Origin of the sequence: Amycolatopsis mediterranei (assembly GCF_026017845.1) — a bacterium.
Lineage (GTDB): Bacteria > Actinomycetota > Actinomycetes > Mycobacteriales > Pseudonocardiaceae > Amycolatopsis > Amycolatopsis mediterranei.
This window is the reverse complement of record NZ_CP100416.1, coordinates 5373702-5396375: the sequence shown is the minus strand read 5'-3', so window position 1 is coordinate 5396375 and position 22674 is coordinate 5373702. Positions and strand designations below refer to the sequence as shown.

Here is a 22674-nt window from a genome sequence, read left to right as displayed (position 1 = left end):
CGGCCTGTGTGGATGTCAGCGCTTTCCGGAGGTGGCCGGGGTCACCGGCCCGTGGTACCGCCCACCACGGCATCGCCGCTCGCCGCGGCTTTCTTGCCCCGCTTCGGCTTCGGTTCCGGCGGCACGATGCCGCGCAGGTCGCCGCCGTGGTCGTTGACCCGCATCACGAACGGCCGCGTCTCGGTGTAGCGCACGACCGAGATGGACGCGGGGTCGACGACGATCCGCTGGAAGGCGTCGAGGTGCTGGCCGAGCGCGTCGGCCAGGATGGCCTTGATCACGTCACCGTGGCTGCACAGCAGCCAGACCGCGTGGTCACCGTGCTCGGCGGCGATCCGCCGGTCGTGGGCGCGCACGGCGGCCACCGACCGGGCCTGCATCGCCGCGAGCCCTTCGCCCCCGGGGAACACCGCGGCCGAGGCGTGCGCCTGCACGACCCGCCACAACGGCTCCTTCGCGAGGTGCCTGAGCTCCTTGCCGGTCCAGTCGCCGTAGTCCACTTCGGACAGCCCGGGCTCGACGGTCTTCCCGAGGTCCCGGGCGGCCGCGAGCGGGCCGACCGTCTGCTTGCACCGCAGCAGGGGCGAAACGACGAGCCCGGCCAGCGGCACCCCGTCGAGGCGTTCGACGAGCTTTTCCGCTTGGGCGCGGCCGGTGTCGTCGAGGTTGACCTTCGGAGACCGCCCGGCCAGGATGCCGGCGCCGTTGGCCGTCGACTTGCCGTGCCGCAGCAGAATGACCGTACTCACGAGGCCCACCCTACGTGGGGACCGATCATGCGGTCCCCACGCGGGGAGCTCAGTGCCCGACCGGGCCCGCGTTCGGGTCCAGGACACCGCTGAAGATCAGCACGTACAGCAGCACGCCGAGCACCAGCCGGTAGACCACGAACGGCACGAAGCTGCGCTTCTTGATGTAGGCCATCAGCCAGGCGATCACGAGGTACCCGACGCCGAAGGCGACCAGCGTGGCCAGGATCGTCGGGCCCCACTGGGCCGGCACGCCGCCCGAGCCGATGTCCTTGAGCTTGTACACTCCCGAGCCGAACACCGCCGGCAGCGCCAGCAGGAACGAGTACTCCGCCGCCTCCGCCCGGGTGTAGCCGAGCAGCAGGCCGGCGCTGGTGGTGCCGCCCGAGCGGGACACGCCGGGGATCAGGGCCAGCGCCTGCGCGAAGCCGAAGCCCAGGCCGTGCGGCACGGTCAGGTCGTCCAGCGTGCGGTTCTGCTTCCCGATCCGGTCGGCGATCAGCAGGATCACGCCGAACACGATGAGCACGGTCGCGGTGATCCGCAGGTCGCGGAAGGCGCTGTCGATCTGGTCCTGCAGCAGCAGCCCGAGCACCACGATCGGCAGCGAGCCGACGATGATCAACCAGCCCAGCCGCGCGTCCGGGTCACGGCGCCACTCCGCCTTGTACAGCGAAAAGAACCAGGCCCGCAGGATCTTCCCGATCTTCGGCCCGAAGTAGATGATCACCGCCAGCTCGGTGCCGATCTGGGTGACCGCGGTGAACGCCGCGCCCGGGTCGTCCCAGCCCGCCAGCGCCGCGACGATCCGCAGGTGCGCGCTCGAGGAGATCGGGAGGAACTCCGTCAGGCCCTGGACCAGGCCCAGGACGAGTGCTTCGAACCAGCCCACGTCAGGCCACCCCCGCCAGCTCGAGCGCCTCGACGGCGGTGCGCAGGGCAGCAGCCGGCTCCGGCGTGTAGGGCGACACCGACAGGGTCGTCACGCCGGCTTCGGCGTATTCCGTCATCTTCTCCGCGATCCGTTCCTTCGGACCCAGCAGCGACGTCGCGTCGAGGAACTCCGGCGGCACCGCCGCCATCGCCCCGGCCCGGTCGCCGGCCAGGTACTTCTCCTGCACTTCGGCGGCCTCGGCCGCGAATCCCATCCGGCACGCCAGCCGGTTGTAGAAGTTCTTCTCCTTGCTCCCCATCCCGCCGAGGTAAAGCGCCGCGTAGCCGCGCACGGCGTCCGCGCAGGTCCGCCAGTCGTCGCCGGGCACCAGCGGCACCGACGGGACGACGTCGAAGCCGTCCAGGGTGCGCCCGGCCCGCCCGGCACCGGCGCGGACGTGCGCCAGCTGCTCCCCCGCGTGGGCCGGCGAGAAGAACACCGGCAGCCAGCCGTCGGCGATCTCCCCGGCCAGCTCCAGGTTCTTCGGGCCGATCGCGGCCAGGTAGAGCGGGATGTGCTTGCGGGCCGGGCGGACGGTCAGCCGCAGCGCCTTCCCCGGACCGTCCGGCAGCGGCAGCGTGAAGTGCTCACCTTCGAACTTCAGGCGTTCACGGCGCAGCGCCGTCCGCACGACCGCGGCGTACTCGCGGGTGCGGCCCACCGGCGAGGTGAACCGGACGCCGTGCCAGCCCTCGGACACCTGCGGTCCGGACACGCCGAGGCCGAGCCGGAACCGGCCGCCCGAGAGCGTGTCGAGGGTCGCGGCGGTCATCGCCGTCATCGCCGGCGTCCGCGCCGGGATCTGCAGCACAGCGGCCCCGACGTCGATCCGGGAAGTCCGCGCCGCGATCCACGAGAGCACGGTCACCGCGTCCGAGCCGTAGGCCTCGGCGGCCCACACGACCGCGTACCCGAGGTCCTCCGCTTGCTTCGCCAGGGCCAGGTTCGCGGGGTCGTTCCCCGATCCCCAGTAGCCGAGATTCAGTCCGAGTCGCACGGGGCCAGACCCTAACGGGGGGCCATGATCGCGACACGACTCACCTTGGTCTCCTCCGGACGGGGCAGCCCACTAGGCTCGGCGGTCGTGGAAAAGCGACTGCTCGGCCGCTCGGGACTGCGCGTCTCCCGTATGGCGCTCGGCACCATGACCTGGGGTGGCGACACGGACGCGGAGGAGGCCGCCAGCCAGCTGGTCGCCTTCGTCGACGCCGGCGGCACCCTGGTGGACACGGCCGACATCTACGGCGAGGGCGAGAGCGAGCGGGTGCTCGGCTCGCTGCTCGGCGACCTCGTGCCTCGCGACGACGTCGTCCTGGCCACGAAGGCGGTCGCCAAGCGCACCGACGGCCCGTTCGGCGGCGGCGCCTCGCGCGGTGCGCTGCTCACCGCGCTCGACGGCTCGCTCAAGCGGCTCGGCACCGACCACATCGACCTCTGGCAGCTGCACGCCTGGGACGACTGCGTCCCGCTCGCCGAGACGCTGTCGGCCCTCGAGTACGCCGTGACCAGCGGGAAGGTCCGCTACGTCGGCGTCTCCAACTACGCGGGCTGGCAGCTGGCCACCGCCGCCACGGGCACCTCGGCGCTCGCGCCGATCGTCTCCACCCAGGTCGAGTACTCGCTGCTGGAACGCGGCGTGGACCGCGAGGTTGTGCCCGCAGCCGCGCACCACGGCATCGGGCTGCTGCCCTGGGCCCCCCTCGGCCGCGGCGTGCTGACCGGCAAGTACCGCACCGGCACGCCCGCCGACTCCCGCGGCGCGAACAGCGCCTACGCCGGCTACGTCGAGCACCACCGCACCGACCGCGCCGCCCGGATCGTGCAGGCCGTCGCGACCGCCGCCGACGGGCTCGGCACGTCCCCGCTGGCCGTCGCGCTGGCCTGGGTCCGGGACCGGCCGGGCGTCGTCGCCCCGGTCGTCGGCGCGCGCGACACCGGCCAGCTCACCGGCTCGCTGACGGCGGAGGGCATCACCCTCCCGCCCGCCATCCGGTCCGCGCTCGACGACGTCAGCGCGATCGAGGTCGGCTACCCCGAACGCTGGCCGCGATGAGCGCCAGGTGTCTGTTCGGTGACACGCACGTGACGGCACGGGGATCAAGGAGCATGCTGGTGAAGACCGCCCGCCGAGGGACCCCTGGAGGCAGCAACGTGCGTCGGTTCGCCGCCGTGTCGTGGATCGTGCTCCCGCTCGCCGGTGCCCTCGTGCTCTCGGGCTGTTCGTCCGCCAAGTCGACCACCGACGACCTGCAGATCGTGGCGAACCCGACCGCCGCGCGCCCGGCCGTCTCCCCCGTCGTGACCGTGAAGCCCGCCGGTCAGGTGCTCGGCGAAGGCTCGGTCTCGGCCGTCGCCGTGGACGCGAAGACGTCGACCCTCGTCGTTGCGGTTTCTTCGCCACCGGCTTTGCAGCTGTACGACCTGAACGTGCTCGTGTCAGCCCCGGTGAATATGCCGTTATACGGCAAGGTCTCGCGGCTGACGGTGACGCCGGGGCGGGTCGAGATCGCCGAACCCGAGCAGGGTGTGGTGCAGCAGCTGACGTTGCCGGACCGGAAGCTGACCGAGACGAAGACGGGCGGGCAGCCGGCGTCGAGCATCGCGTTCGGGACGGATCGGCTGGTCGCGATGGGGGCGGCCAAGGACATCCGGGTGCTGCCGGCGGCGGGTCCGGCGCGGACGATCGGCGGGCAGCTCTACAGCGCCGACGACGTGGTCGACACCGGGTCCGGCGTGGTGGTGCTGGACCGGCTGCGGACGGCGGTGTTCTCGGTCGACGTCGCGGCCGGGAAGGTCGACGAGGGCCTGCGGGCGGGCGACGGCGCCGCGAACGCCGTGGCGGACTCCTACGGGCGGGTGCTCGTGACCGACGCGCGGGCGGGCGCACTGCTGGCGTTCTCGGCGGCCCCGCTGATCCTGAAGCAGCGGTACCCGGTGCCCGGCGGAGCGTACGGGATCGCTTACGACGCGACGCGCAGCCTGGCGTGGGTGACGCTGACCGAGCGGAACGAAGTGGCCGGGTTCGACGTCCGCGGCGGCGAGCCCGTGGAGAAGTACCGGTTCCCCACCGTGCGCCAGCCGGACTCGGTCGGGGTGGACGAAAAGAGCGGCCGGGTGATCGTCGGCTCGGCCGCCGGAGAAGGGACCCAGGTGATCCAGCCATGACAGCGGTCAGCGAGGCGGTGGTCGAAGGGGATTGGGAGTATCGCCGTCTGCACCTCCCCCCGGGCGTGTCCCGGCGTGCGGCGGCGATCCAGCTCTCCATCCACGCGGAGTTCGCGGGCTGGGAACTGCGCACCGTGCGGCTCTACGCCGACGGGACGCGCCGGGTCTGGCTGCGCCGCAAGAAGACGGCCCAGAGCCTGCCCGGCGCCCTGCCGACCTAGCCGAACACCCGGTTCAGCCACTCGCCCCAGGCCTTCTCCTCGGTCCCGGGGTCGGTTCCCGGCGTGAAGACGTGGTGGGAGGCGACCATCGGCCCGTGGAAGCCGCGCAGGAACCGGTACATCGCTTCCCCGGTGCGCACGCCCACGGCCTGGTCGTTGACGAGGTAGACCACACCCTCCCGGCCGCCCGGCTCGATCCGCACGCGGTCGCCTTCGGCGGGCCGCGCCGGCAGGCCGAGGGCCGTGCCCAGCCGCGTCCACACCTGCTCCCAGTCCCCCACCGGCGGCCCGAACGCGGTCACCGGCACCGCCGTGCGGCCCGCGAAGTACGTGACGTATTCGACCAGGGTGCGGAAGAACAGCGCGCCGCCCGCGGTCATCGCCTCGAACTCGTCCTCCCAGTCGTCGCCGGGCAGGAAACCGCTGGTGACGCAGCGGATCACCGAGCTGCCGCCCGCGCGGCCCTCGACGAGGAACTCGTAGGCGATCCGCCGTCCGTCCGGCGCGGTCTCGCTGCCGTAGGCCAGTTTTCCGGGTGGTTCCCACTCGCGGATCCGGTACTCCGGCTCGTAGCCGCCGAAGGCGCCGCGGACCGTGCCGCCGGTGCCGCCCTCGACCTCGTTGCGGCCCATGAACCACGAGTCGATGCCGGGGCCGGTCGCGATGGCGGCCCACACCTGCTCGGGCGTGGCGCCGACCTCGGCGGTGTCGACGAGTTCGAATTCGGGCCCCATCTCAGGACTCCTCCGGGACGCTCGGGTGCACGGCGACGACCACCCGGTGGCGGCGGCCCTTCCCGGCCGTCTCGTCGTGGTACTTGGCCACCAGCGTCGTGACGGCGGTGGTGAGCTCCTCGGCGAACGCGGCCCGGTCGGCGGCGGAGGCGAACCGCACCTCGCCGTCGAGCGCGAAGGTCGCGACGCGCTGCTGGGCCTTCGCCGCGCCGGTGATCAGCAGGCCGACGTCGCGCACCAGCCGGCCGGCGACCGCGAGCAGCCACCGCGCCGAGAGCCGGTCGGGCGAGCGGGCCGGGTCCGGCTGGACCGCGGCCAGCGCCGTCGGCGAGATGACGTACGAGGCCGCCGTCGCCCGCATCATCCGCTCGGTCACGTTGCCCTTGCGGCGTTCCTCGACCAGCTCCACCAGGCCGTGCTTCTCCAGCGCCCGCAGGTGGTAGTTGACCTTCTGGCGCGGCAGGCCGACGCGGGTGGAGAGCATCGTCGCCGACGCCGGCTCGGCCAGTTCGGCCAGCAGCCGGGCCCGGACCGGGTCCAGCGACACCTCGGCCGCCGCCGCGTCTTCGATCACCGCCACGGGAAACATCCGCCCAGCATCCAGCCGAACAGAGAAGTTGTCAAGAACGCTCGAGCTGTCGGCCGAGCAGGTCCTGGAAGTGCGGGCACGCCATGAGGTCGTCGTGCCGGCAGTCGCCCTCCAGGAGCTCGAGTGCGGCCTGTGCCCGGGCGATCCGGGCCCGCAGCCGCTCGCGCTGCCGGGCCGCCATCGCCGCGCGGTCCGCCGCGGACCGGGCGGTCAGCATCGTCCGGATGTCCGCGAGCTCGAAGCCGGCTTCCTTCGCGACCAGGATGGCGGCCACCCGGTGCACGTCCGCATCGGTGTAGCGGCGCCGCGGACCCACGCGGGCCGGGCTCAGCAGCCCTTCCGCCTCCCAGTAGCGCAACACGTGGGCGGGCAGCCCGAACCGGGCCGCCACTTCGCCGATTGACTTCATCCCGGCATTAAGTCGCAGGATGGGCGCCATGTCCACGTTGCTCACGCTCCTCGACGCCCTCGACGACCGCCCGCAAGCCGTCGACCTGCGGGAACGCACCTACTCGGCCCTCGGTGACGTCGTGGTCGACGTCGGCTGCGGCAGCGGCCGGGCCGTCGGCGAACTGGCCGCCCGCGGGGTGCGGGCCATCGGCGTCGACGCCGACCCGGCCATGATCGAGACGGCCGCCGCCCGCTGGCCCGCCGGCGAGTTCCACGTCGCCGACGCCACCGCCCTGCCCCTCCACGACGGCTCGGTCACCGGCTACCGCGCCGACAAGGTCCTGCACGTCCTGCCCGAACCCGCGCGCGCCGTCGGCGAGGCCCGTCGCGTCCTGGCCCCGGGCGGCCGCGCGGTGCTCACCGGCCAGGACTGGGACACCATCGTGATCGACTCCGACGATCCCGCCCGCACCCGGTCGATCGTCCACGCCCGCGCGGACGGCATGCCCCACCCCCGGATCGCGCGGCGGTACCGGAACCTCTTGCTGGACAACGGGTTCACCGACGTCACCGTCGACGTCCACACGCTCGTGTGGACCGACTCCGCGGCCCTGCCGGTGCTCGCCAACCTCGGTGGCGAAGGGGCCTGGCTGGCCGAGCAGGCCGCCCGGGCCCGCGACGACCGGCTGTTCGTCGCCGTGCCGATCTTCCTCACCGCGGGGACCCGCGCCGGGTGAGCTCAGCTCCGCCGGCTGGCGTTGACCAGCGCCACGATCCGCGGCAGCACCTGGGCCGCGGCCTCCAGCGGCACGACGTGCCCGACGCCGGGCAGCACCACGGCCGTCCCGTTGCCGAGGCCGCGGACCCACTGCTCCACATCGGACGCACGGACGATCCGGTCCCGCTCCCCCACGATCGCCGTCACCGGCAGGTCGGCGACCTGTGCCAACGCCGCTTCGCGGGCATAGGCGTCCATGGCCGGGCGGAACAGCGACACGGTGTGCGGCCAGTTGCCGCGGATCATCTTCACGGTCAGTTCGACGAGGTCCGGGTCCGGGTCGTCGCCGAAGAGCCACCAGCGCAGCCCCGCGTTGACCGCCCGGCTGGTGCGCTCCCGCACGACGCCGAACAGCTTGGAGCCGAGCACCGCCTCGAGGTCACGGGCCAGCTTCCCCAGCGCGTTCGGCCAGGCCGCCGAGACCTCCGCGGCGAGCGTGCCCGACGACGTCGCCAGCAGCACCAGCCCCGCCACCCGCGCGGCGAACAGCTCGGGGTGCCGCTGCGAAAGCGACATGATGGCCAGGCCGCCCATGTCGTGGCCGACCAGCACCACCTGGCCCGCCGGCACCTCGCGCGCCAGCAGCTCGGCGAGGTCGTCGCCGAGCTGGGCCATGGTCGCCGTCCCGCGCCGCGCCCGCTCCGAGCCGCCGTGTCCGCGCTGGTCGTAGGTCAGCACGGCCACCGGCCCGCCGGCGGCGTCCGGCACCAGCGGCGCGATCCGGCCCCAGCTGCGCTGGTCGAGCGCGTAGCCGTGGACGAACACCACGGTCACCGGCGCGCCCGGGTCGCCCCTGCGGATCACCTGCAGGAGCGTGCCGTCGGCGAGCGCGAACCCGGTCATCAACTGGTGCGCAGGAACCGGTCCAGCACGCGGGTGCCGAACTTCAGCGCCTCGACCGGAACCCGCTCGTCGACGCCGTGGAAGAGCGCCGAGAAGTCGAGGTCCGCGGGCAGCTTGAGCGGCGCGAAGCCGAAGTTGCGGATCCCCAGCTCCTGGAACGACTTCGCGTCAGTGCCGCCGGAAAGCATGTACGGCAGCGTCTTCGCGCCCGGGTCTTCGGCCAGGACCGCCGCGCTCATGGCGTCCACGAGCGCGCCGTCGAAGGTCGTCTCGACCGGCGGGAGCTCCATCCACTCCTTCTCGATGTCCGGGCCCAGCAGCTCGTCGAGCTCGCGGTCGAAGGCCTCCAGGCGCCCCGGCAGGATCCGGCAGTCGACGGCCGCCTCGGCGACCGACGGGATGACGTTCGACTTGTACCCGGCGGTGAGCATGGTCGGGTTGGCCGTGTCGCGCAGGGTCGCGCCGATCATCCGGGAGATGTTGCCCAGCTTGGCGACCGAGCCCTCCAGGTCGTCCTCGGGGAAGTCCCAGCCGGTGATCTCGGTGACCCCGGCGAGGAATTCCTTCACCGAGTCGGTGAGCACGAGCGGGAACCGGTGGTTGCCGAGCTTCGCCACGGCCTCCGCCAGCTTCGTGACCGCGTTGTCGCGGTGGATCATCGAACCGTGCCCGGCGGTGCCGCGCACGCGCAGCTTCATCCAGCGGATGCCCTTTTCCGCGGTCTCGATGAGGTAGGCGCGGACGTCGTCCTTGAGCGTGATCGAGAAGCCGCCGACCTCGCTGATCGCCTCGGTGACGCCCTCGAACAGCTCCGGCCGGTTCTCGACCAGCCACTGGGCGCCGTACTTGCCGCCGGCCTCCTCGTCGGCCAGGAAGGCGAAGACGAGGTCGCGCGGCGGCACGACGTTGTGCAGCTTGTAGTGCCGGGCCAGCGCGAGCGCCATCCCGCACATGTCCTTCATGTCGACCGCGCCGCGGCCCCAGACGTAGTCGTCCTGGATCGCGCCGGAGAAGGGGTGGACCGACCACTCCGACGGATCGGCGGGCACGGCGTCGAGGTGACCGTGGATGAGCAGCCCGCCCCGCTCGCGATCCGCGCCTTCCAGCCGGACGATCACGTTGTGCCGGTTCTTCCCACCCGACTCGACGTAGGTGATCTCGTAGCCGGCGTCGGTCAGCTTCTCCGCGACGAACTCGGCCGCCGCCCGCTCGCCGACCAGCGTGTCGGGATCGCCGGTGTTGGTCGTGTCGATGCGGATGAGCTCGCTGGTCAGCGTGACGGCCTCGGCCGCGGCGGCTTCGATCAGGTTCGGTTCGGTCACCGGCCATTCCTATCACCCGGATGGCCGGGTGCGCTGGCCGTGGGAACACCGGGTGCCGTCCACAGTGCACCCCGGCAGAACATGAAACAAATTCGGCTACTTGCCGGTACGCTCCGCCGCGGCGGGCTGGTGGACTGTCAGCCATGTCGTCCACTTCGAAGGCGCGGCTCGCCGTCGCCGGCGTCGCCTCCTCCGTCCTGCTGCTGCTCGGCAGCGCCGGCACCGCCGATGCCCGTTCCGCGGCCGCGCCGGCCGCCGTCTCGGCCGCCGCTCCCGCCTACGCCACCTGGATCGCGGATGTCACCGCGGTCACCACGCCCGCCGCCGACTACCTCGCCGGGCGGCTCGACGTGCCGGGCGGCCGGACCGCGATCGTGCTCGACATCGACAACACCAGCCTGGAGACCTACTACTCCGGCGGGATCACCACCCCCGCGGTGAAGCCGGTCCTGGCGCTCGCCGAGCTCGCCAAGTCCAAGGGGGCCGCGGTCTTCTTCGTCAGCGACCGCACCGAACTCCTCCGGTGGCCCACGGAAGGCAACCTGAAGGCCGTCGGCTACCCGGTCGACGGGCTCTACCTGCGTCCCCTGTTCAACTTCGATCCGGTCCAGGCCAACAAGACCAAGGCCCGGGCCGCCATCGAACAGGCCGGGTACACCATCGTCGCGAACGTCGGCAACAACCGGACCGACCTCGATGGCGGGCACGCCGAGCGGACCTTCAAACTGCCCGACTACGACGGCGTCCTGTCCTGACCCCGGTTCAGGCGACGGGAGCGATCGTCTCCCCGGCCACCGGCGGGCAGGTGAGCAGCCGATGCTCCCCTGCCCCCGTGCCCACCACCACCGACGCCAGCAGCCGCACCGCCTCGCGCCCGAGCGCGCGCCGCGGCAGTTCGAAGCCGCTGATCTCCGGGCCCGCCGTCCCGGACGGCGGGCGGCCCAGGACCGCCAGGGAGACTTCGCCGGGCACCGTCGCCCCGGCCGCCCGCAAGGCCCGCTGCGCCGGGGCGACCACGGCCTCGTCGACCACCAGCGCGGTCACGCCGTCGTCGAGCCAGCCGCGGACCGCCGCCGCGTCGAGGGCGGTGGCGTCGGTGCCGAGCACCAGGCCGGCCGTGCCGGCCGTGGTGCGGATTCCGCGTTCGCGTTCGCGCGCGGCCGGGGTGTCGGCCGGCTCGCGCAGGTAGCGGATCCGCCGGTGGCCCGCCCGCACCAGCCGGGTGATCACCTCGGCCGAGGCCGACGCGTAATCGGCGTCGACGCACGGAACGCGGCCGCCGAGCTCCGCCCGGCGGCCGATGTGGACGATCGGAAAGCCGCCGGTGAGCAGCTCCACGGGAACGGAACCGCCGACGAACAGGCAGCCGTCGGCGAGCCGGGTGCGGCGGACGAGCGCGGGACCCGAGGCGGCGAACATGATCAGGTCCTTGCCGAGCGCGGCCGCCTCCGCCGCGATACCGGCCAGTACCGCCTGGTGCGCCTCGAACACCGGGCCGGCGGCGCAGATCCCGAAGAGGTCGTGGCCCGCCTGCCGCTTCGCGAGTGGATCGGCGTAGCCCAGCCGCTGGGCGGCCTCCAGCACGCGCAACCGCGTCGACTCGGCGAGCCGGACTCCGGTGCGGTTGCCGCCGAGCACCACCGACACGGTCGCCTGGGAAACCCCGGCCACGCGCGCGATGTCGGCCTGCCGCACCCTGCCCATCGGGCACCTCGCTCGCCGCTCGCCGGAGTCAGCTGATCGATTCAGATTGCAAGCCGGGTCGGGGGCCGTCAACGGTTTTGCCCGAAACTCCAGCGGATCCGGCCCGCTCGTCCGCGCACGATCACGCCGGGGTCCGGGTGGCAGGATGCGGCCATGCGCTCCTTGCCCCTCGACGGCGTCACCGTCGTGTCGTGCGAACAGGCCGTCGCCGCGCCGCTGGCCACCCGGCACCTGGCCGACCTCGGGGCCCGCGTGCTCAAGATCGAGCGGCCGGGCACCGGCGACTTCGCCCGCACCTACGACGAAACCGTGCACGGCCTCTCCAGCCACTTCGTCTGGCTGAACCGGTCGAAGGAGAGCGTCACGCTGGACCTCAAGAGCGACGCGGCGGCCGGCGTGATGGCCGCGCTGCTGGACCGCGCCGACGTGTTCGTGCAGAACTTCGCACCCGGCGTCGCGGAGCGGCTCGGGTTGGGCGCGGCCGCCCTGCGCGCGACCCGGCCCCGGCTGATCACCTGCTCGGTGTCGGGCTACGGTTCGACCGGGCCGTACCGCGACGCGAAGGCGTAAGACCTGCTCATCCAGTCCGAAGCCGGGCTGGTGTCGGTCACCGGGTCCGCCGAAGAGCCGGCCAAGAGCGGCATCCCGGCCGCGGACATCGGCGCCGGCATGTACGCCTTTTCCGGCATCCTGTCCGCGCTGTACGACCGTGAGCGGACCGGGCGGGGCACCGAGCTCGAAGTCAGCCTGTTCGACTCGCTCGTCGAATGGATGGGCTTCCCGCTGTACTACGCCGGGTACGGCGGGACACCGCCACCGCGGACGGGCACCAGCCACGCCGCGATCGCCCCCTACGGCACCTTCTCCGCGGGCGACGGGACCGAGCTGGTGCTGGCGGTCCAGAACGACCGCGAGTGGGCGGCGTTCTGCGAGCACGCGGTCGGCCGCCCGGACTGGGTCACCGACGCCCGGTTCGCCACGGGCAGCGCGCGGGTGACGAACCGGGCCGCGCTGGAAGCCGGGATCGACGCGATCTTCGCCGAGCTCACCGGCACCGAGCTGGAGACGCGGCTGGAGGAGGGCCGCATCGCGCACGCCCGCCGCCGCGACCTGCCGGACGTCCTGGCCCACCCCCAGCTCACCGCGCGCGACCGGTTCGCCGAGGTCGCGACGCCGGCCGGGTCGATCCGGGCGACGCTGCCGCCGATCACGGTCCCGGGCCGGGCGCCGCGGATGGACCCGGTGCCGGCACTGGGCGAGCACACGGACGCGGTCCTGAGGGAGTTCGGCTTCGACGCCGAAGTGCTGCGACGCCAGGGCGCGGTGTAGCGCGGCCGGCGTTCGGCAGCGTCGACCCGGCGGCCCAGCTCGCCGGGCACGAAGGGGAACGGCGTCGCGGCCACGAGTGCGGGTAAGGGGTCGGCCGGCGCCGGACTGCGCGTTCACCCGATGCCGGCGCCGGCCCCTCAGGACGATCGTGGGCTCCACGACGAAAGGAGCCGCCGTGCGAGGCGACTGGATCCACGACTGGGTGCAGGTGGAGATGGACTACCGGGCCGGGACGCGCCCGGCACCGGTGCCGAGGGAGCGGCACCCGGCGAAGCCGTGGAAGAACCTGTGGGCCGCGGTGTTCCCGCCCCGCCGGGCCGGGGTGCGCCACCCGTGACGGCGGTCAGCGGGCTCCGGCGTGCACCCGCTCGACCGTCTCGGCCAGGCCGCCGAGATCGGGCAGGACCGCGTCCGCCACCGCCGGGTCCTGCGGACCGGCGTGCCGGTTGACCCACACGCGCGGGATGCCCAGCGCCTGGGCCGGCACCATGTCGTGGAAGTGGCTCTGCGCCACGTGCACCCAGTTCGCGGCCGTGGCGTCGAAGGACGCGGCGAACCGCCGGAAGTGACCGTGCCCCGGCTTGTACTCGCCGACGTCCTCCGCGGTCACGATCGCGTCGATCGGCACCGCGAGCCGCCGCTGGGTCTCGCCGATGAGGTCGCGGTCGCAGTTGGTCAGCAACGCGAGGCGCCAGCCCGCTTCCCGCAACGCGGCCAGCGCCGGCCGGGTGTCCGGGAAGACCGGCCAGTACGGCAGCCCGGTCCCGAGCACCGAAGCGTCGTCCGCCACCAGCTCCAGCCCGGCTTCGGCCGCGGTCCGGCGCACGGACTCGGCGAGCACCTCCCGGTACCGCCGCACCGGCACCTCGGCCTGCACCTGCGGCTCGAACCGGTTGTAGACCTCCAGCAGCTCCGCGCCGCGGCCGGGGTACAGCAGCTCGAGCCCGGTGGCGATGCCGTGGCGCCAGTCCACCAGCGTGCCGAAGCAGTCGAACGTCGCCCAGCGGATCATCGTGTCCTTTCCCCTGCGCCGGCCAGGTCCGCGAAGATCTCCGCGAACTCGAAGATCACCCGCGACCGACGGCCGGATACCCACGCCAGGCACACCTCGTTCGGCGGCAGGTCCTCGACCGGCACGCGCGCCACGTCGGACCGGGTGTAGTACTCCGACGTCGACCGCGGGACGACCGCGATTCCCCGCCCGGCGGCCACGTGCTCGAGCTTCTCCTCCACGCTCCGGAAGCCCCGCCGCGCCGGTGCGGTGCCTTCGCGCAGCTCGACCGCGACATCGCGCCACTCCGGCACCGCGTCCGGATCGTTGAGCAGGTGCTCGTCCGCGAGGTCGCCGACCCGCACCGATTCCTTGCCGGCCAGCCGGTGGCCGGCGGGCAGCACGGCCACGCGCGGCTCGCGGAACAGCGGCCGCACGCTGAGCCCGCGCCGGTCCACCGGCAGCCGGATCACGCTGACGTCGGCGCGGCCGTCGTGGAGGACTTCGGTCTGGTCGTCCCACGTCGTGCGCAGGAGCTCGACGGTGAGGCCGGGGTGCCGCGCCGAGAGCTCGCGGACCGCGCCGGTGACCGTGATGCCCGGCATGAACGCCACGGTGAACGCCGAGGTACCGCGCGCGGCCGTGCCGACCCGGCGGCGGAGGGCGTCGGCCGAGGCCAGCAGCGGCCGCGCGTCCTCCAGCAGCTGGAGCCCCGCCGCGGTGAGCTCGGTGGACCGCCTGTCGCGCCGGAACAGCTGCGCCCGCAGCTCGCCTTCCAGGGCCCGGATCTGCCGCGAAAGCACCGGCTGCGCGATGTGCAGCCGCACGGCGGCGCGCCCGAAGTGCAGTTCTTCGGCGACCGCCACGAAGTAGCGCAGCTTGCGCAGATCGACGTCCATCGGGTTCCAGGGTATTAGCCCGCGAACCGGCCCACCGCCACGAACGCCGCCAGCAGGAGCAGCACGACGTTCATCGGCAGGGCCTTCGTCTCCTTCCGGCGCGCGTGCACGACGATCGCCCCGGCCTGGACGAGCACCAGCCCGGTGGCCGCCAGCGGCGTCAGCACCGGGGCGATGTCCAGCGCCCGCGGCAGGATGAGCCCGAGCGCGCCGAGGACCTCCACCGCGCCGATGCCCTTCACCGCCGCCGCGGAAAAGTCCGCCGTCCAGCCCATGTTCGGGTTTTCCAGCAGCTTCTCGCGCGGGGTCGCGAGCTTCATGCCCCCGGCGAACAGGTACATCACGGCGAGCAGGCCCGCCGCGATCCACAGGACGACGTTCACGGTTACCTCCGGTCGGAAAAGTAGTTGAACCCTACACCGTTTTCCGGAGGACGTGTCTCAACTTGGCCGGACCGTGACCGACGCACCGGGCCGCAAGGTGATCGTTCGCCGCCAAGTCCCGGCCCGGACCTCGAGCCGGGTGCCGCCGACGCTGCGGATCATCGCCTGCGTGACCTTGCCGGCCCGCCATTCGAGGTCGACCTCGAACCCGCCCCGCGCGCCGATCCCGGTCACCCGGCCCGAAGCCGCCCACGCCGAAGGCAGCGCCGGGAGCAGCTCCAGCACCCCCGGCCGCGAGTGGACGAGCATTTCGAGCATCGCGGTGGGTGCGCCGAGGTTCGCGTCGATCTGGAAGATCGTGTAGCTGCCCTGGCTGTACATGTCGAAGAAGTTGGGCGCGGTGCCGTTGCCGTTCGCCACCGACGGCCGCAGCACGGTGAGCAGCAGCTGGTACGCGCGATCGGCGTCCTTGAGCCGCGCCCAGCACGCCGAGCGCCACGCGGTCGCCCAGCCGAAGCTGTCCATCCCGCGCGCGATCAGCAACGCCCGGACGCCGTCGAGCAGCTCGCGCGGGGCCGAGTCGGCCGCGATGCGGTCGCCCGGGAAGAAGCCGATCAGCGGGGACAGGTGCCGGTGCGTGGTCTCGCCGAGGTTGTCCGGCGACATCCACTCCTCGAGCCAGCCGGTCGACGGGCTCACCTTCGGCAGGTACAGCTTCTTCTGCAGCCCGGCGATCCGGTCGCCGTACGCGCGGTCGCGGCCCAGCACCGCGGTGGCCTCGCGGTAGTGCTCGAACAGGTCCCAGACGATCTCCTGCGCGTAGGTGATCCCGCGGGCGTCCTGCGGACCGTGTTCGGGCGACCAGTCGTGGTCGTCGACGAGCACCTCGCGGCCGTCGACGGTCATCGGGATCAGCCGCGCCTCCCAGAACTCGGCCGCCCCCTTGAGCAGCGGGTAGATCCGCGCGAGGTACGCCTTGTCCTGGGTGAAGGCGTAGTGGTCCCAGAGCGAGTTGCACAGCCACGCGTTGCCGCCGGGGTGCCACCACCAGCCGGAGCCGCCGTAGATGTTCGTGGAGAACGCGACCGCCCAGCCGGCCACCTTCCCGCTGGTGTTGCGGAACCGGTTGCGAGAGTCGTTGAACAGCCGGTTCGTGCTGTCCGCCCACACGGGAAGCTGCGCGAGGCAGTAATCGGCCAGGGCAGTGAAGCTCCCGGGCAGCGCCGCGCGGTCGGCCAGCCAGTAGTTCATCTGGAGGTTGATGTCGGTGTGGTAGTCGCTCATCCAGTCCGGCGTGTTGGTGTTCTGCCACAGGCCCTGCAGGCCCATCGGCAGGCCGTCGCGCGAGCCGGTGATCGTCAGGTAGCGCCCGAACTGCAGGTAGCTCGCCTCCAGCTCCGGGTCGGGCACGTCCGGCTGGTCGTGGCGGGCGACCAGCCGCGACCACGTGTCCAGTGCCCGCTTCGCCGACGGTGACTGCCCGAGGTCCACGCTCATCCGGTCGTAGAGACGCCGGTAGTCGGCGACGTGGGTGGCCCGCAGCGCGCGAGCGCCGGCGGCGAGGGCCCCGGCCGCCTTCCGCTTCGCCAAGGCCAGGGGGTCGAGGGATGCGTCGAGGAACTCCCGCGCCGCGTCGGGGACGTAGTTCGTGCCGCCGCTGAGCACGACGACGACCTCGCTGCTCCCGCTGAAGGCGAGACCGCCGGACGTCGTCACCGTGCAGGCGTACTTCAGGCCGTTGGCGAACGTGCCGGTGAACGCTCCGGCACCGGCCGCCGGTTCGCCGCGGGTGGGTTCCAGCGTCACCGAGCCGGTGACGGGTCCGCCGCTGAGCCGGACCACCACGACGTCGTCGGGGTGGCTCGCGAAGTACTCGCGGCGGTACTGCACGCCCCGGTACCGGTAGGTGATCACGACCAGGCCGTTGGCCAGATCGAGGGTGCGCCGGTAGTCCGTGACACCCGTGTGCGCCGGGACCGCGATCCGCAGCTTCGCGAGCAGGCCGAGCGTGCCGAACTTCTCGGTCTCGTACGGGAATTGGCCGTCGTCCTGGAGGACGTCGTTGGCGCCGCCGGTCCACAGCGACGCGTCGGCGAGGTAGAGGAAGTCGGCCGCCGGGTCACCCCCGACGAGGGCACCGATCCGACCATTGCCGATCGGCAGACCCTGTTCGATGATTTTCGACTCGCTCGCGGGCGCCGGGTACCACAGGGTGCCGGCCGGCGACGGCGGGGCGAGGTCTTCCCCGGCCGGTCGGACGACATCGGCTTTGGCAGTAAAGGGACGTAAGCCACCCAGCGCAACACCGGCGCCGACCGCGCCACCGAGCTTGAGGAAGGACCGCCGCGACGGCGGGAGAGGCAGTTCCGGCATGAGTCATCCGTTCGGCGTTGGCGGAAAACGGCCGTGAAGCCCGCCAAACATAGGATCTATCCACGCCGGTGGTCAAGAATCACCGGGATGGGCCGGTTATCCGTGATCGGCTCGCTCGGCCAGGTACTCGCGGAACGTGATTTCGCCGTCGCGGTGCCCGGGGGCCAGGTGCCCGCCGTCGGCGTAGGCCCGGAACGTCTCCCCCGGCACCTTGAGCGGCACGATCCGCCGGCGCCGCGCGCTCGCCTCGGCAACCGCCTCGGCCAGCTCGGCCGCCGAGAGGATCTCCGGGCCGCCGAAGTCGGGCGCCCGGCCGGCCGGGTCGTCCAGTGTGTGGCCGGCAAGGCGGCGGGCGACGTCGCGGACGTCGACCGGCTGGAACGAGATGCGCGGCACCGGCACCACCGGCAGCCGGGACGCGCCCGCCAGCAGGGTGCGGACCAGGCCGTGGAACTGGGTGGCCCGCTGGATCGTGTGCGGCAGGCCCGAGGCGGCGAACAGGTGCTCGGTCTCGAGTTTGGCCCGGTAGTAGCCGAGCGGGACCCGGTCGACGCCGACGATCGAGACGTAGACCAGGTGCGGCCCGCCGGCCCACCGCGCCGCCTCGATCAGCGTGCGCGCGAGCTGCGCTTCCCGCCCGAGGTAGTCGGTGGCGCAGTGGACGACCACGTCCACCCCGGCGACGGCGGTGTCGACGCCACGCCCGGTCCGCAGGTCGCCGCGGACGACGTCCGGGGCGGCCCGGCGGCTCAGCACGCGGACCTCCTCCCCCGCCGCCCGCAGCCGGGCCACCACCGCAGTGCCCAGAGCTCCGGTGCCGCCGGTGACCAGGATCCGCACGTCGACCACCTCCGGCGTCATCCTGGCACGGTGCGGGCCCGCCGGGGAACGGTTTCCCGGCGGGCCCGCGCGGCTTTGCTCAGTTGCGGTTGATGGTGAAGGTGGTGGTGCGGTTGCGGATGTCCTCGGCGTTGTCGGCCAGGGTGAGCCCGGTGAAGGTCGCCGAGCCGACGGCCGGGCCCTGGCCCGGTTCCGGCAGCTCGTTGGCCCAGATCCCGATCCCGGACTTCGCGTCGAAGGCGTCCCCGCTGCGGTGGGCGCCGGTGATCGACACGTTCGTCAGCACGGTGTCCTCGACCGGGTGCTCCGGCGTGGTGCCGTCGTACTTGGTCTGGAACATGACGCCGCTGTAGGTCGGACTCTGGATGTCCACATCGGACACCCGGATGCCGCGGAACTCCTTGGACGCGGAGAACAGCCAGATCGCCGGGAACGTCTGCTGGCCCCAGAAGTGGCCGCCGTCGCGGACGAGGGAGGCGTTCTGGACCGTCGTCGGCTGCGGCCCGAACCCGAGGAACGGGTAGCCGAAGTCGAGCGAACTGATCGTGATCGCCGAGTAGGTCAGCGTGTCCGCGATGTAGAGGTTCCGGAAGGTGTTGTCGTACCCGCCGTACACCGCGAGCCCGGCCGCGCGCCACGGGGTGAGCGCGGTCAGGTTCTCGAACACGTTGCCGTACTGGTTGCCCTGGTTGATGTCCGTCGCGGCGAACAGCGCGAAGCTGTCGTCGCCGGTGGACCGGGCTTCGTTGTTGACGACGTGGTTGCCCGTGCTGCCGTTGGTGAGGTTGACGCCGTCGGCGAAGGTGTCGCGGATCCGGGAGTTCTTGATCGTGGTGTCATCCACGTTGGTGCCCCAGACCATGACCACCTGGTGCTCCACCCAGAGGTCGTCGATCGTCAGGTTCGCCACGTTCGTCAGGTTGAACACCTTGCCGGGGCCGTCGATGCGGGAGGTGTAGTTGCCGAACACGGCGAACCCGCTGAACGTCGACCCGTTGGCGCTCGACTGGACGTCGACGCCGATGTCGGTGTTCTCCTGACCCGAAGGCGCGGAGAACTTCGTGAACCACGGTCCCGCGCCGGTGACCGTGACGGCCTTGCCGTACACGTTCAGCTTGCTCGACAGCGGGTAGTTCCCGGCCGGCAGGTAGACCCCGGTGAGGGTGGCGTCCTGCCGGACCTTGTCGAGGGCGTTCTGGACGTCCTGCTGGGTGAACCCGGCAGGCACCGCGAAGTGCGCCGGGTCGGGGTTCGCCTTCGCGGTCGCCTGCTCGAGGCTGACGAAGTCGATCGCGTAGTTCGTCGTGTTCGCCGCGTCCTTCTGCAGCTTGATCCGGCTGCCCGCGGGCACGGTGGTGCCGAGCAGCGTGCTCGCCTCGTCGTAGAGGTGACGCGGCCCGGCGCCCGGCGAGTTGCCCGGGCCGGTTTCGGCGCCGTAGAGCCACGCGTAGTGCGAGGTCAGGTCGATCGCCTTGAGGAAGGTGCCGTTCACGTACACGTTCAGCGTCGAATCGATGCCGCCACCGCCCGCCGCGTCCGGGATGGAGAACCGGGTGACGAGGGTGTTGGTCGCCGCGCGGGTGGTGAATTCGACCGAGGAGCCGGTCGAGTTCAGCGTGACGGCCTTGCGGCCCGACGCCTCGCCGGCGAGGTCGCCGATCGTGCGGTTCGGGCCGACCACGGCCGCGCCGCCCGCGACGACGCCGTCCTCGGCTTCGTACATGTCGTACGGCATGTTGGCGCCCCGGCCGACGAACAGCTGCTGCGTGCTGGTGTTGTTGCCCTGCTTCACCGGCAGCTCGTTGGCGTCGTTCGCGACGACCGTCTTCACGGTGTACCGGCCGTTGGCCGCGGTCCAGGTGCCGACGGTGACCGGCGCCGCGGTGGCGCCGGCGGCGATCGTCCCGGTGTAGCTGCCGGTCAGCGTCTTGACGAGGGTGCCGTTCTGGTCGCTGATCGTCACCGTGACGCCGTGGGCGCCGCCCGCGGACGCGATCGTGCCCTGGTTGCGCAGGGTCGTGGTGAAGGTGACCGTGTTGCCGGCCGAGGGGTTGCCCGGTGACCACGCGGTCGCCGCGACGAGATCGGAGCTCTGCACCGGGCTGACGACCAGGACCGTCGAGGCGGTGTAGGAGTTGTTGGCCTCGTTCTGTTCGATGACGGCGTTGGCCTCGTCGACCTTGGCGGTCAGCGAGTAGCTGCCCGCGTCCCGGGTCCCGATGTTCGCCGCCACGGTCGTCGACGCCCCGGCGGCGAGCGCGCCGACGTTCGCGGTGCCGACCTTGGTCGTGCCCAGGTAGAAGTTGACGTTGGTCGCGCCCGAAGCCGCCGTCCCGGCGTTGCGGACGGTCGCCGACGTCGTGATCGCGTCGGTCTCCACCGGGTTCTGCGGCGACCAGGACACCCCCGAGATCGTCAGGTCCGGGTTGGGCGCGGGGACGCCGAAGACCTGGAACTCCGCGGCCTGCCCGCCGCCCGCGCCGGAGTTGGCGGTGACGCGCAGGCGGACGTCGGCGGCGCGGCCGCCGAGCGGGATCGTCACGGAGTTGCCGGTCGCGGGGCTGAAGCTGTAGGTCTGCGCGGCGGCGAGGGTGGTGAACGCGGACGCGCTCTGCTCCCGGCCTTCGACGGCGATCGTCTGGGTCCGCGGACCCCACGCCGGATCGGGGTTGAGCTTCACGACCACCTGGTTCAGGTCGGCGTTCGCGCCGAGTGCGACGGTCAGCAGGTTCGGGTAGGTCCCGCCACCGCCTTCCCAGTACGTGGCCAGGGAGTCGTCGTTGGCATTGCCCGCGACGTACGTCCATTCCGTCGAGGACGCCGTGATCGGCTTGCCCAGCGCCAGGTTCGTGCCGGCCTGGGTGCCGGTGCGCGTCACCGTGTTGCTGTCCGCCGACTGGTTGCCCGCGGCGTCCTTCGCGCGGACGAAGTACGAGACGGTGGCGCCGTCGGGCTGGGCATCGGTGTAGGTCAGGACGTTCCCGGCGACGCTGCCACGCAGCTGGTTGTTCGCGTAGACGTCGTAGCCGGCGACGCCGGTGTTGTCGGTGGACGCCGACCAGGTGAGCCGGATCTGGCCGCTCGCGGGCTGGGTGTAGGCGAGGTTGCCGGGTGCCGACGGCGGCTGGGTGTCGCCACCGGCGGGGCCGTGCACCTCGAACTCCGCCAGCTGCGCGGCGGGCCAGCCGGTGTTCGCCGTGACGTTCAGGCGGACGTATCGGGTGTTCGCGGTCAGGTTCACCGTGACCGTGTTGGCCGTCGTGGGATCGAACCGGTAGCCCGCCGACGGGACCAGGTCGCTGAAGCCCGTGCCGGTCGTGCTGCCCTGGACCGCGAAGGTCTCGGTGCGGGCCTCCCAGTTCGCGGGCAGCTTCAGCACCAGCTGGGCGACGTTCGTGGCGGTGCCCAAGTCGGCTTGGACCCACTGCGGGAACTGGTTGTTCGTGCTCTCCCAGTAGGTGGCCTGGTTGCCGTCGCCGACGTTCGCAACGGGATAGCCGGCGAGCTGGCTGCTGGCGGTGTAGGTCGCCGCGGCGGCCTGGACGGCGACCCGGGTGGCCGCGGATGTGGCCGGAGCAGCGCTCGCGGCCACGGCGGGAGTGGCGAGGAGCAGGGACAGGGCGGCGTAGGTGGCCGCGCGCGACAGAAGCCGCTTCGTTCTCATGGAGTTCCTCTTGATCCGGGGAGGAGGGGAGACGACTCGAGCGAAGACCGAGGGCTTCCTGACCGCTGCCGTGATTTCTCGCGGCGCTGTCAGGTTCTTGCGGTGATTCGTTCAAGAGTTACAGTGACGTGGGTCTCAAGTCAACGGCCGGACGCGGAAAAGGCCTCCTCGCACCGATGCGAGGAGGCCTTCGGAGGAATGGGGGTCAGGCGTGCACGGCGCCCAGGCGGATCGCGTGGGTGCCCGGGGCGTTCACCGGGTCGCCGCAGTGGACGCAGACGGTGGCCGGTTCCAGCACCTCACCGCAGGCGTGGCGCCAGAGGGTCGGCGGTTCACCCTGGTGGACGTACTTATCCCCCCACGCCATCAGCCCGAGCAGGACCGGCTGGAGCGCGCGGCCGGCTTCGGTCGGGTGGTACTCGTGGCGCGGCGGGTGGTTCTCGTACTGGACCTTCTCGAGCACGCCCGCGTCGACGAGCTTGCGCAGCCGCGCGGCCAGGATGTCCCGGCTGGCCCCGGTGTTCTCGGCGATCTGGTTGAACCGCCGCTCGCCCAGCATGATCTCCCGCAGCGCGAGCAGGCTCCACCGTTCGCCGACGATCTCCAGCGCCTCGGCGACCGAACATTCGCGACCACGCCGGACCATGCCACCTCCACGGGGTTGAAAATCCAACCTAGCACGTCAGCAGGGTGTGACGTGCGGAACAGCTGAGTTGTGGATTCCAACCGACCCGGCGTATACCGAAGACATCCCCATCTGCGAGGA

The 22674-nt window shown here is 72.2% G+C and carries 22 protein-coding genes and 1 pseudogene; 7 read left to right on the top strand and 16 right to left on the bottom strand.

Annotation, left to right across the window (positions count from 1 at the left end; translation table 11 throughout):
• Positions 1-41: 41 nt before the first annotated feature.
• Genes ISP_RS24200 through ISP_RS24190 form a run of 3 tightly spaced genes read right to left on the bottom strand, consistent with a single transcriptional unit; the run spans position 42 to position 2680 of the window.
• On the bottom strand, positions 42-749 hold the full coding sequence (locus ISP_RS24200; protein ID WP_013226474.1) for a histidine phosphatase family protein: 708 nt from the start codon (positions 747-749) through the stop codon (positions 42-44).
• A 49-nt stretch (positions 750-798) separates the two neighbouring features.
• Positions 799-1641 (bottom strand): undecaprenyl-diphosphate phosphatase, encoded by an 843-nt coding sequence (locus tag ISP_RS24195; RefSeq protein ID WP_013226473.1) that lies wholly within the window; start codon positions 1639-1641, stop codon positions 799-801.
• Between the two features lies 1 nt (position 1642).
• The gene (locus tag ISP_RS24190; protein WP_013226472.1) at positions 1643-2680 is read right to left on the bottom strand and encodes an LLM class F420-dependent oxidoreductase; all 1038 of its coding nucleotides are present in this window, start codon (positions 2678-2680) and stop codon (positions 1643-1645) included.
• Between the two features lie 87 nt (positions 2681-2767).
• Between ISP_RS24190 and ISP_RS24185 the strand changes: the two genes are divergently transcribed.
• The 3 genes from ISP_RS24185 (at position 2768) to ISP_RS24175 (ending at position 5069) form a co-directional block, all read left to right on the top strand.
• Complete coding sequence (locus ISP_RS24185) at positions 2768-3736, top strand: aldo/keto reductase (RefSeq protein WP_034285031.1); 969 nt, start codon at positions 2768-2770, stop codon at positions 3734-3736.
• A gap of 98 nt (positions 3737-3834) precedes the next feature.
• Positions 3835-4848: a lipoprotein gene (locus ISP_RS24180; RefSeq protein WP_013226470.1), complete on the top strand. Its 1014-nt coding sequence runs from the start codon at positions 3835-3837 to the stop codon at positions 4846-4848.
• Positions 4845-5069, top strand: coding sequence for a DUF5703 family protein (locus tag ISP_RS24175; protein ID WP_004561940.1), 225 nt, complete (start codon positions 4845-4847; stop codon positions 5067-5069). Before ISP_RS24180 ends, ISP_RS24175 begins: the two co-directional genes overlap by 4 nt.
• Here the strand turns inward: ISP_RS24175 and ISP_RS24170 are convergent.
• The 3 genes from ISP_RS24170 to ISP_RS24160 are packed head-to-tail and all read right to left on the bottom strand — an operon-like array spanning position 5066 to position 6801.
• Positions 5066-5803 (bottom strand): SRPBCC family protein, encoded by a 738-nt coding sequence (locus tag ISP_RS24170; protein ID WP_013226469.1) that lies wholly within the window; start codon positions 5801-5803, stop codon positions 5066-5068. The two genes, ISP_RS24175 and ISP_RS24170, sit on opposite strands and share 4 nt — an antisense overlap.
• Before the next feature lies 1 nt (position 5804).
• A complete protein-coding gene (locus ISP_RS24165; RefSeq protein WP_176742088.1) occupies positions 5805-6392 on the bottom strand; it encodes an ArsR/SmtB family transcription factor in 588 nt (195 codons plus the stop codon).
• A 31-nt stretch (positions 6393-6423) separates the two neighbouring features.
• Positions 6424-6801, bottom strand: a complete 378-nt coding sequence (locus tag ISP_RS24160) for a MerR family transcriptional regulator (protein ID WP_014467140.1) — start codon at positions 6799-6801, stop codon at positions 6424-6426.
• Positions 6802-6829: 28 nt separating this feature from the next.
• On the opposite strand from ISP_RS24160, the gene ISP_RS24155 reads away from it, so the two are divergent.
• A complete protein-coding gene (locus ISP_RS24155) occupies positions 6830-7519 on the top strand; it encodes a methyltransferase domain-containing protein (RefSeq protein WP_013226466.1) in 690 nt (229 codons plus the stop codon).
• Between the two features lie 2 nt (positions 7520-7521).
• Here the strand turns inward: ISP_RS24155 and ISP_RS24150 are convergent, their stop codons facing one another.
• Together ISP_RS24150 and ISP_RS24145 are read right to left on the bottom strand one after the other, a co-directional pair.
• The gene (locus tag ISP_RS24150) at positions 7522-8403 is read right to left on the bottom strand and encodes an alpha/beta fold hydrolase (RefSeq protein WP_013226465.1); all 882 of its coding nucleotides are present in this window, start codon (positions 8401-8403) and stop codon (positions 7522-7524) included.
• Positions 8403-9725, bottom strand: coding sequence for a M20/M25/M40 family metallo-hydrolase (locus tag ISP_RS24145; protein WP_013226464.1), 1323 nt, complete (start codon positions 9723-9725; stop codon positions 8403-8405). The genes ISP_RS24150 and ISP_RS24145 overlap by 1 nt, the downstream gene beginning before the upstream one ends.
• Before the next feature lie 143 nt (positions 9726-9868).
• Here ISP_RS24145 and ISP_RS24140 point away from each other — a divergent pair, with 143 nt between their 5' ends.
• Positions 9869-10480, top strand: coding sequence for an HAD family acid phosphatase (locus tag ISP_RS24140; protein WP_013226463.1), 612 nt, complete (start codon positions 9869-9871; stop codon positions 10478-10480).
• A 7-nt stretch (positions 10481-10487) separates the two neighbouring features.
• Here ISP_RS24140 and ISP_RS24135 read toward each other — a convergent pair whose 3' ends face one another.
• The gene (locus tag ISP_RS24135; RefSeq protein WP_013226462.1) at positions 10488-11429 is read right to left on the bottom strand and encodes a substrate-binding domain-containing protein; all 942 of its coding nucleotides are present in this window, start codon (positions 11427-11429) and stop codon (positions 10488-10490) included.
• A 153-nt stretch (positions 11430-11582) separates the two neighbouring features.
• Between ISP_RS24135 and ISP_RS24130 the strand changes: the two are divergent.
• Together ISP_RS24130 and ISP_RS24125 are read left to right on the top strand one after the other, a co-directional pair.
• A pseudogene (locus tag ISP_RS24130) lies at positions 11583-12758 on the top strand (CaiB/BaiF CoA transferase family protein).
• A 175-nt stretch (positions 12759-12933) separates the two neighbouring features.
• Positions 12934-13095: a hypothetical protein gene (locus tag ISP_RS24125; RefSeq protein WP_165476099.1), complete on the top strand. Its 162-nt coding sequence runs from the start codon at positions 12934-12936 to the stop codon at positions 13093-13095.
• 6 nt (positions 13096-13101) lie between these two features.
• Here the strand turns inward: ISP_RS24125 and ISP_RS24120 are convergent, their stop codons facing one another.
• The 7 genes from ISP_RS24120 to ISP_RS24090 form a co-directional block, all read right to left on the bottom strand.
• Positions 13102-13770: an HAD family hydrolase gene (locus tag ISP_RS24120; RefSeq protein WP_013226459.1), complete on the bottom strand. Its 669-nt coding sequence runs from the start codon at positions 13768-13770 to the stop codon at positions 13102-13104.
• A complete protein-coding gene (locus tag ISP_RS24115; RefSeq protein ID WP_013226458.1) occupies positions 13767-14648 on the bottom strand; it encodes a LysR family transcriptional regulator in 882 nt (293 codons plus the stop codon). Before ISP_RS24115 ends, ISP_RS24120 begins: the two co-directional genes overlap by 4 nt.
• A gap of 14 nt (positions 14649-14662) precedes the next feature.
• Positions 14663-15031 (bottom strand): DoxX family protein, encoded by a 369-nt coding sequence (locus ISP_RS24110; RefSeq protein WP_013226457.1) that lies wholly within the window; start codon positions 15029-15031, stop codon positions 14663-14665.
• A 57-nt stretch (positions 15032-15088) separates the two neighbouring features.
• The gene (locus tag ISP_RS24105; RefSeq protein WP_013226456.1) at positions 15089-17404 is read right to left on the bottom strand and encodes a glycosyl hydrolase family 95 catalytic domain-containing protein; all 2316 of its coding nucleotides are present in this window, start codon (positions 17402-17404) and stop codon (positions 15089-15091) included.
• Between the two features lie 96 nt (positions 17405-17500).
• Positions 17501-18265 (bottom strand): SDR family oxidoreductase, encoded by a 765-nt coding sequence (locus ISP_RS24100; protein ID WP_230468923.1) that lies wholly within the window; start codon positions 18263-18265, stop codon positions 17501-17503.
• A gap of 58 nt (positions 18266-18323) precedes the next feature.
• Entirely contained in the window at positions 18324-21908 is a 3585-nt protein-coding gene (locus ISP_RS24095) for a CARDB domain-containing protein (protein ID WP_013226454.1), read from the bottom strand.
• Positions 21909-22113: 205 nt separating this feature from the next.
• Positions 22114-22554, bottom strand: a complete 441-nt coding sequence (locus ISP_RS24090; RefSeq protein WP_013226453.1) for a winged helix-turn-helix transcriptional regulator — start codon at positions 22552-22554, stop codon at positions 22114-22116.
• Positions 22555-22674: the final 120 nt, after the last annotated feature.

Excerpts from the sequence above, each read along its gene's own strand:
- ISP_RS24155 (WP_013226466.1), top strand. The coding sequence starts at position 6,830 with ATGTCCACGTTGCTCACGCTCCTCGACGCCCTCGACGACCGCCCGCAA.
- ISP_RS24090 (WP_013226453.1), bottom strand. The coding sequence starts at position 22,554 with ATGGTCCGGCGTGGTCGCGAATGTTCGGTCGCCGAGGCGCTGGAGATC.
- ISP_RS24150 (WP_013226465.1), bottom strand. The coding sequence starts at position 8,403 with ATGACCGGGTTCGCGCTCGCCGACGGCACGCTCCTGCAGGTGATCCGC.
- ISP_RS24135 (WP_013226462.1), bottom strand. The coding sequence starts at position 11,429 with ATGGGCAGGGTGCGGCAGGCCGACATCGCGCGCGTGGCCGGGGTTTCC.
- ISP_RS24160 (WP_014467140.1), bottom strand. The coding sequence starts at position 6,801 with ATGAAGTCAATCGGCGAAGTGGCGGCCCGGTTCGGGCTGCCCGCCCAC.
- ISP_RS24120 (WP_013226459.1), bottom strand. The coding sequence starts at position 13,770 with ATGATCCGCTGGGCGACGTTCGACTGCTTCGGCACGCTGGTGGACTGG.
- ISP_RS24165 (WP_176742088.1), bottom strand. The coding sequence starts at position 6,392 with ATGTTTCCCGTGGCGGTGATCGAAGACGCGGCGGCGGCCGAGGTGTCG.
- ISP_RS24115 (WP_013226458.1), bottom strand. The coding sequence starts at position 14,648 with ATGGACGTCGATCTGCGCAAGCTGCGCTACTTCGTGGCGGTCGCCGAA.
- ISP_RS24170 (WP_013226469.1), bottom strand. The coding sequence starts at position 5,803 with ATGGGGCCCGAATTCGAACTCGTCGACACCGCCGAGGTCGGCGCCACG.
- ISP_RS24140 (WP_013226463.1), top strand. The coding sequence starts at position 9,869 with ATGTCGTCCACTTCGAAGGCGCGGCTCGCCGTCGCCGGCGTCGCCTCC.
- ISP_RS24100 (WP_230468923.1), bottom strand. The coding sequence starts at position 18,265 with ATGACGCCGGAGGTGGTCGACGTGCGGATCCTGGTCACCGGCGGCACC.
- ISP_RS24175 (WP_004561940.1), top strand. The coding sequence starts at position 4,845 with ATGACAGCGGTCAGCGAGGCGGTGGTCGAAGGGGATTGGGAGTATCGC.
- ISP_RS24095 (WP_013226454.1), bottom strand. The coding sequence starts at position 21,908 with ATGAGAACGAAGCGGCTTCTGTCGCGCGCGGCCACCTACGCCGCCCTG.
- ISP_RS24105 (WP_013226456.1), bottom strand. The coding sequence starts at position 17,404 with ATGCCGGAACTGCCTCTCCCGCCGTCGCGGCGGTCCTTCCTCAAGCTC.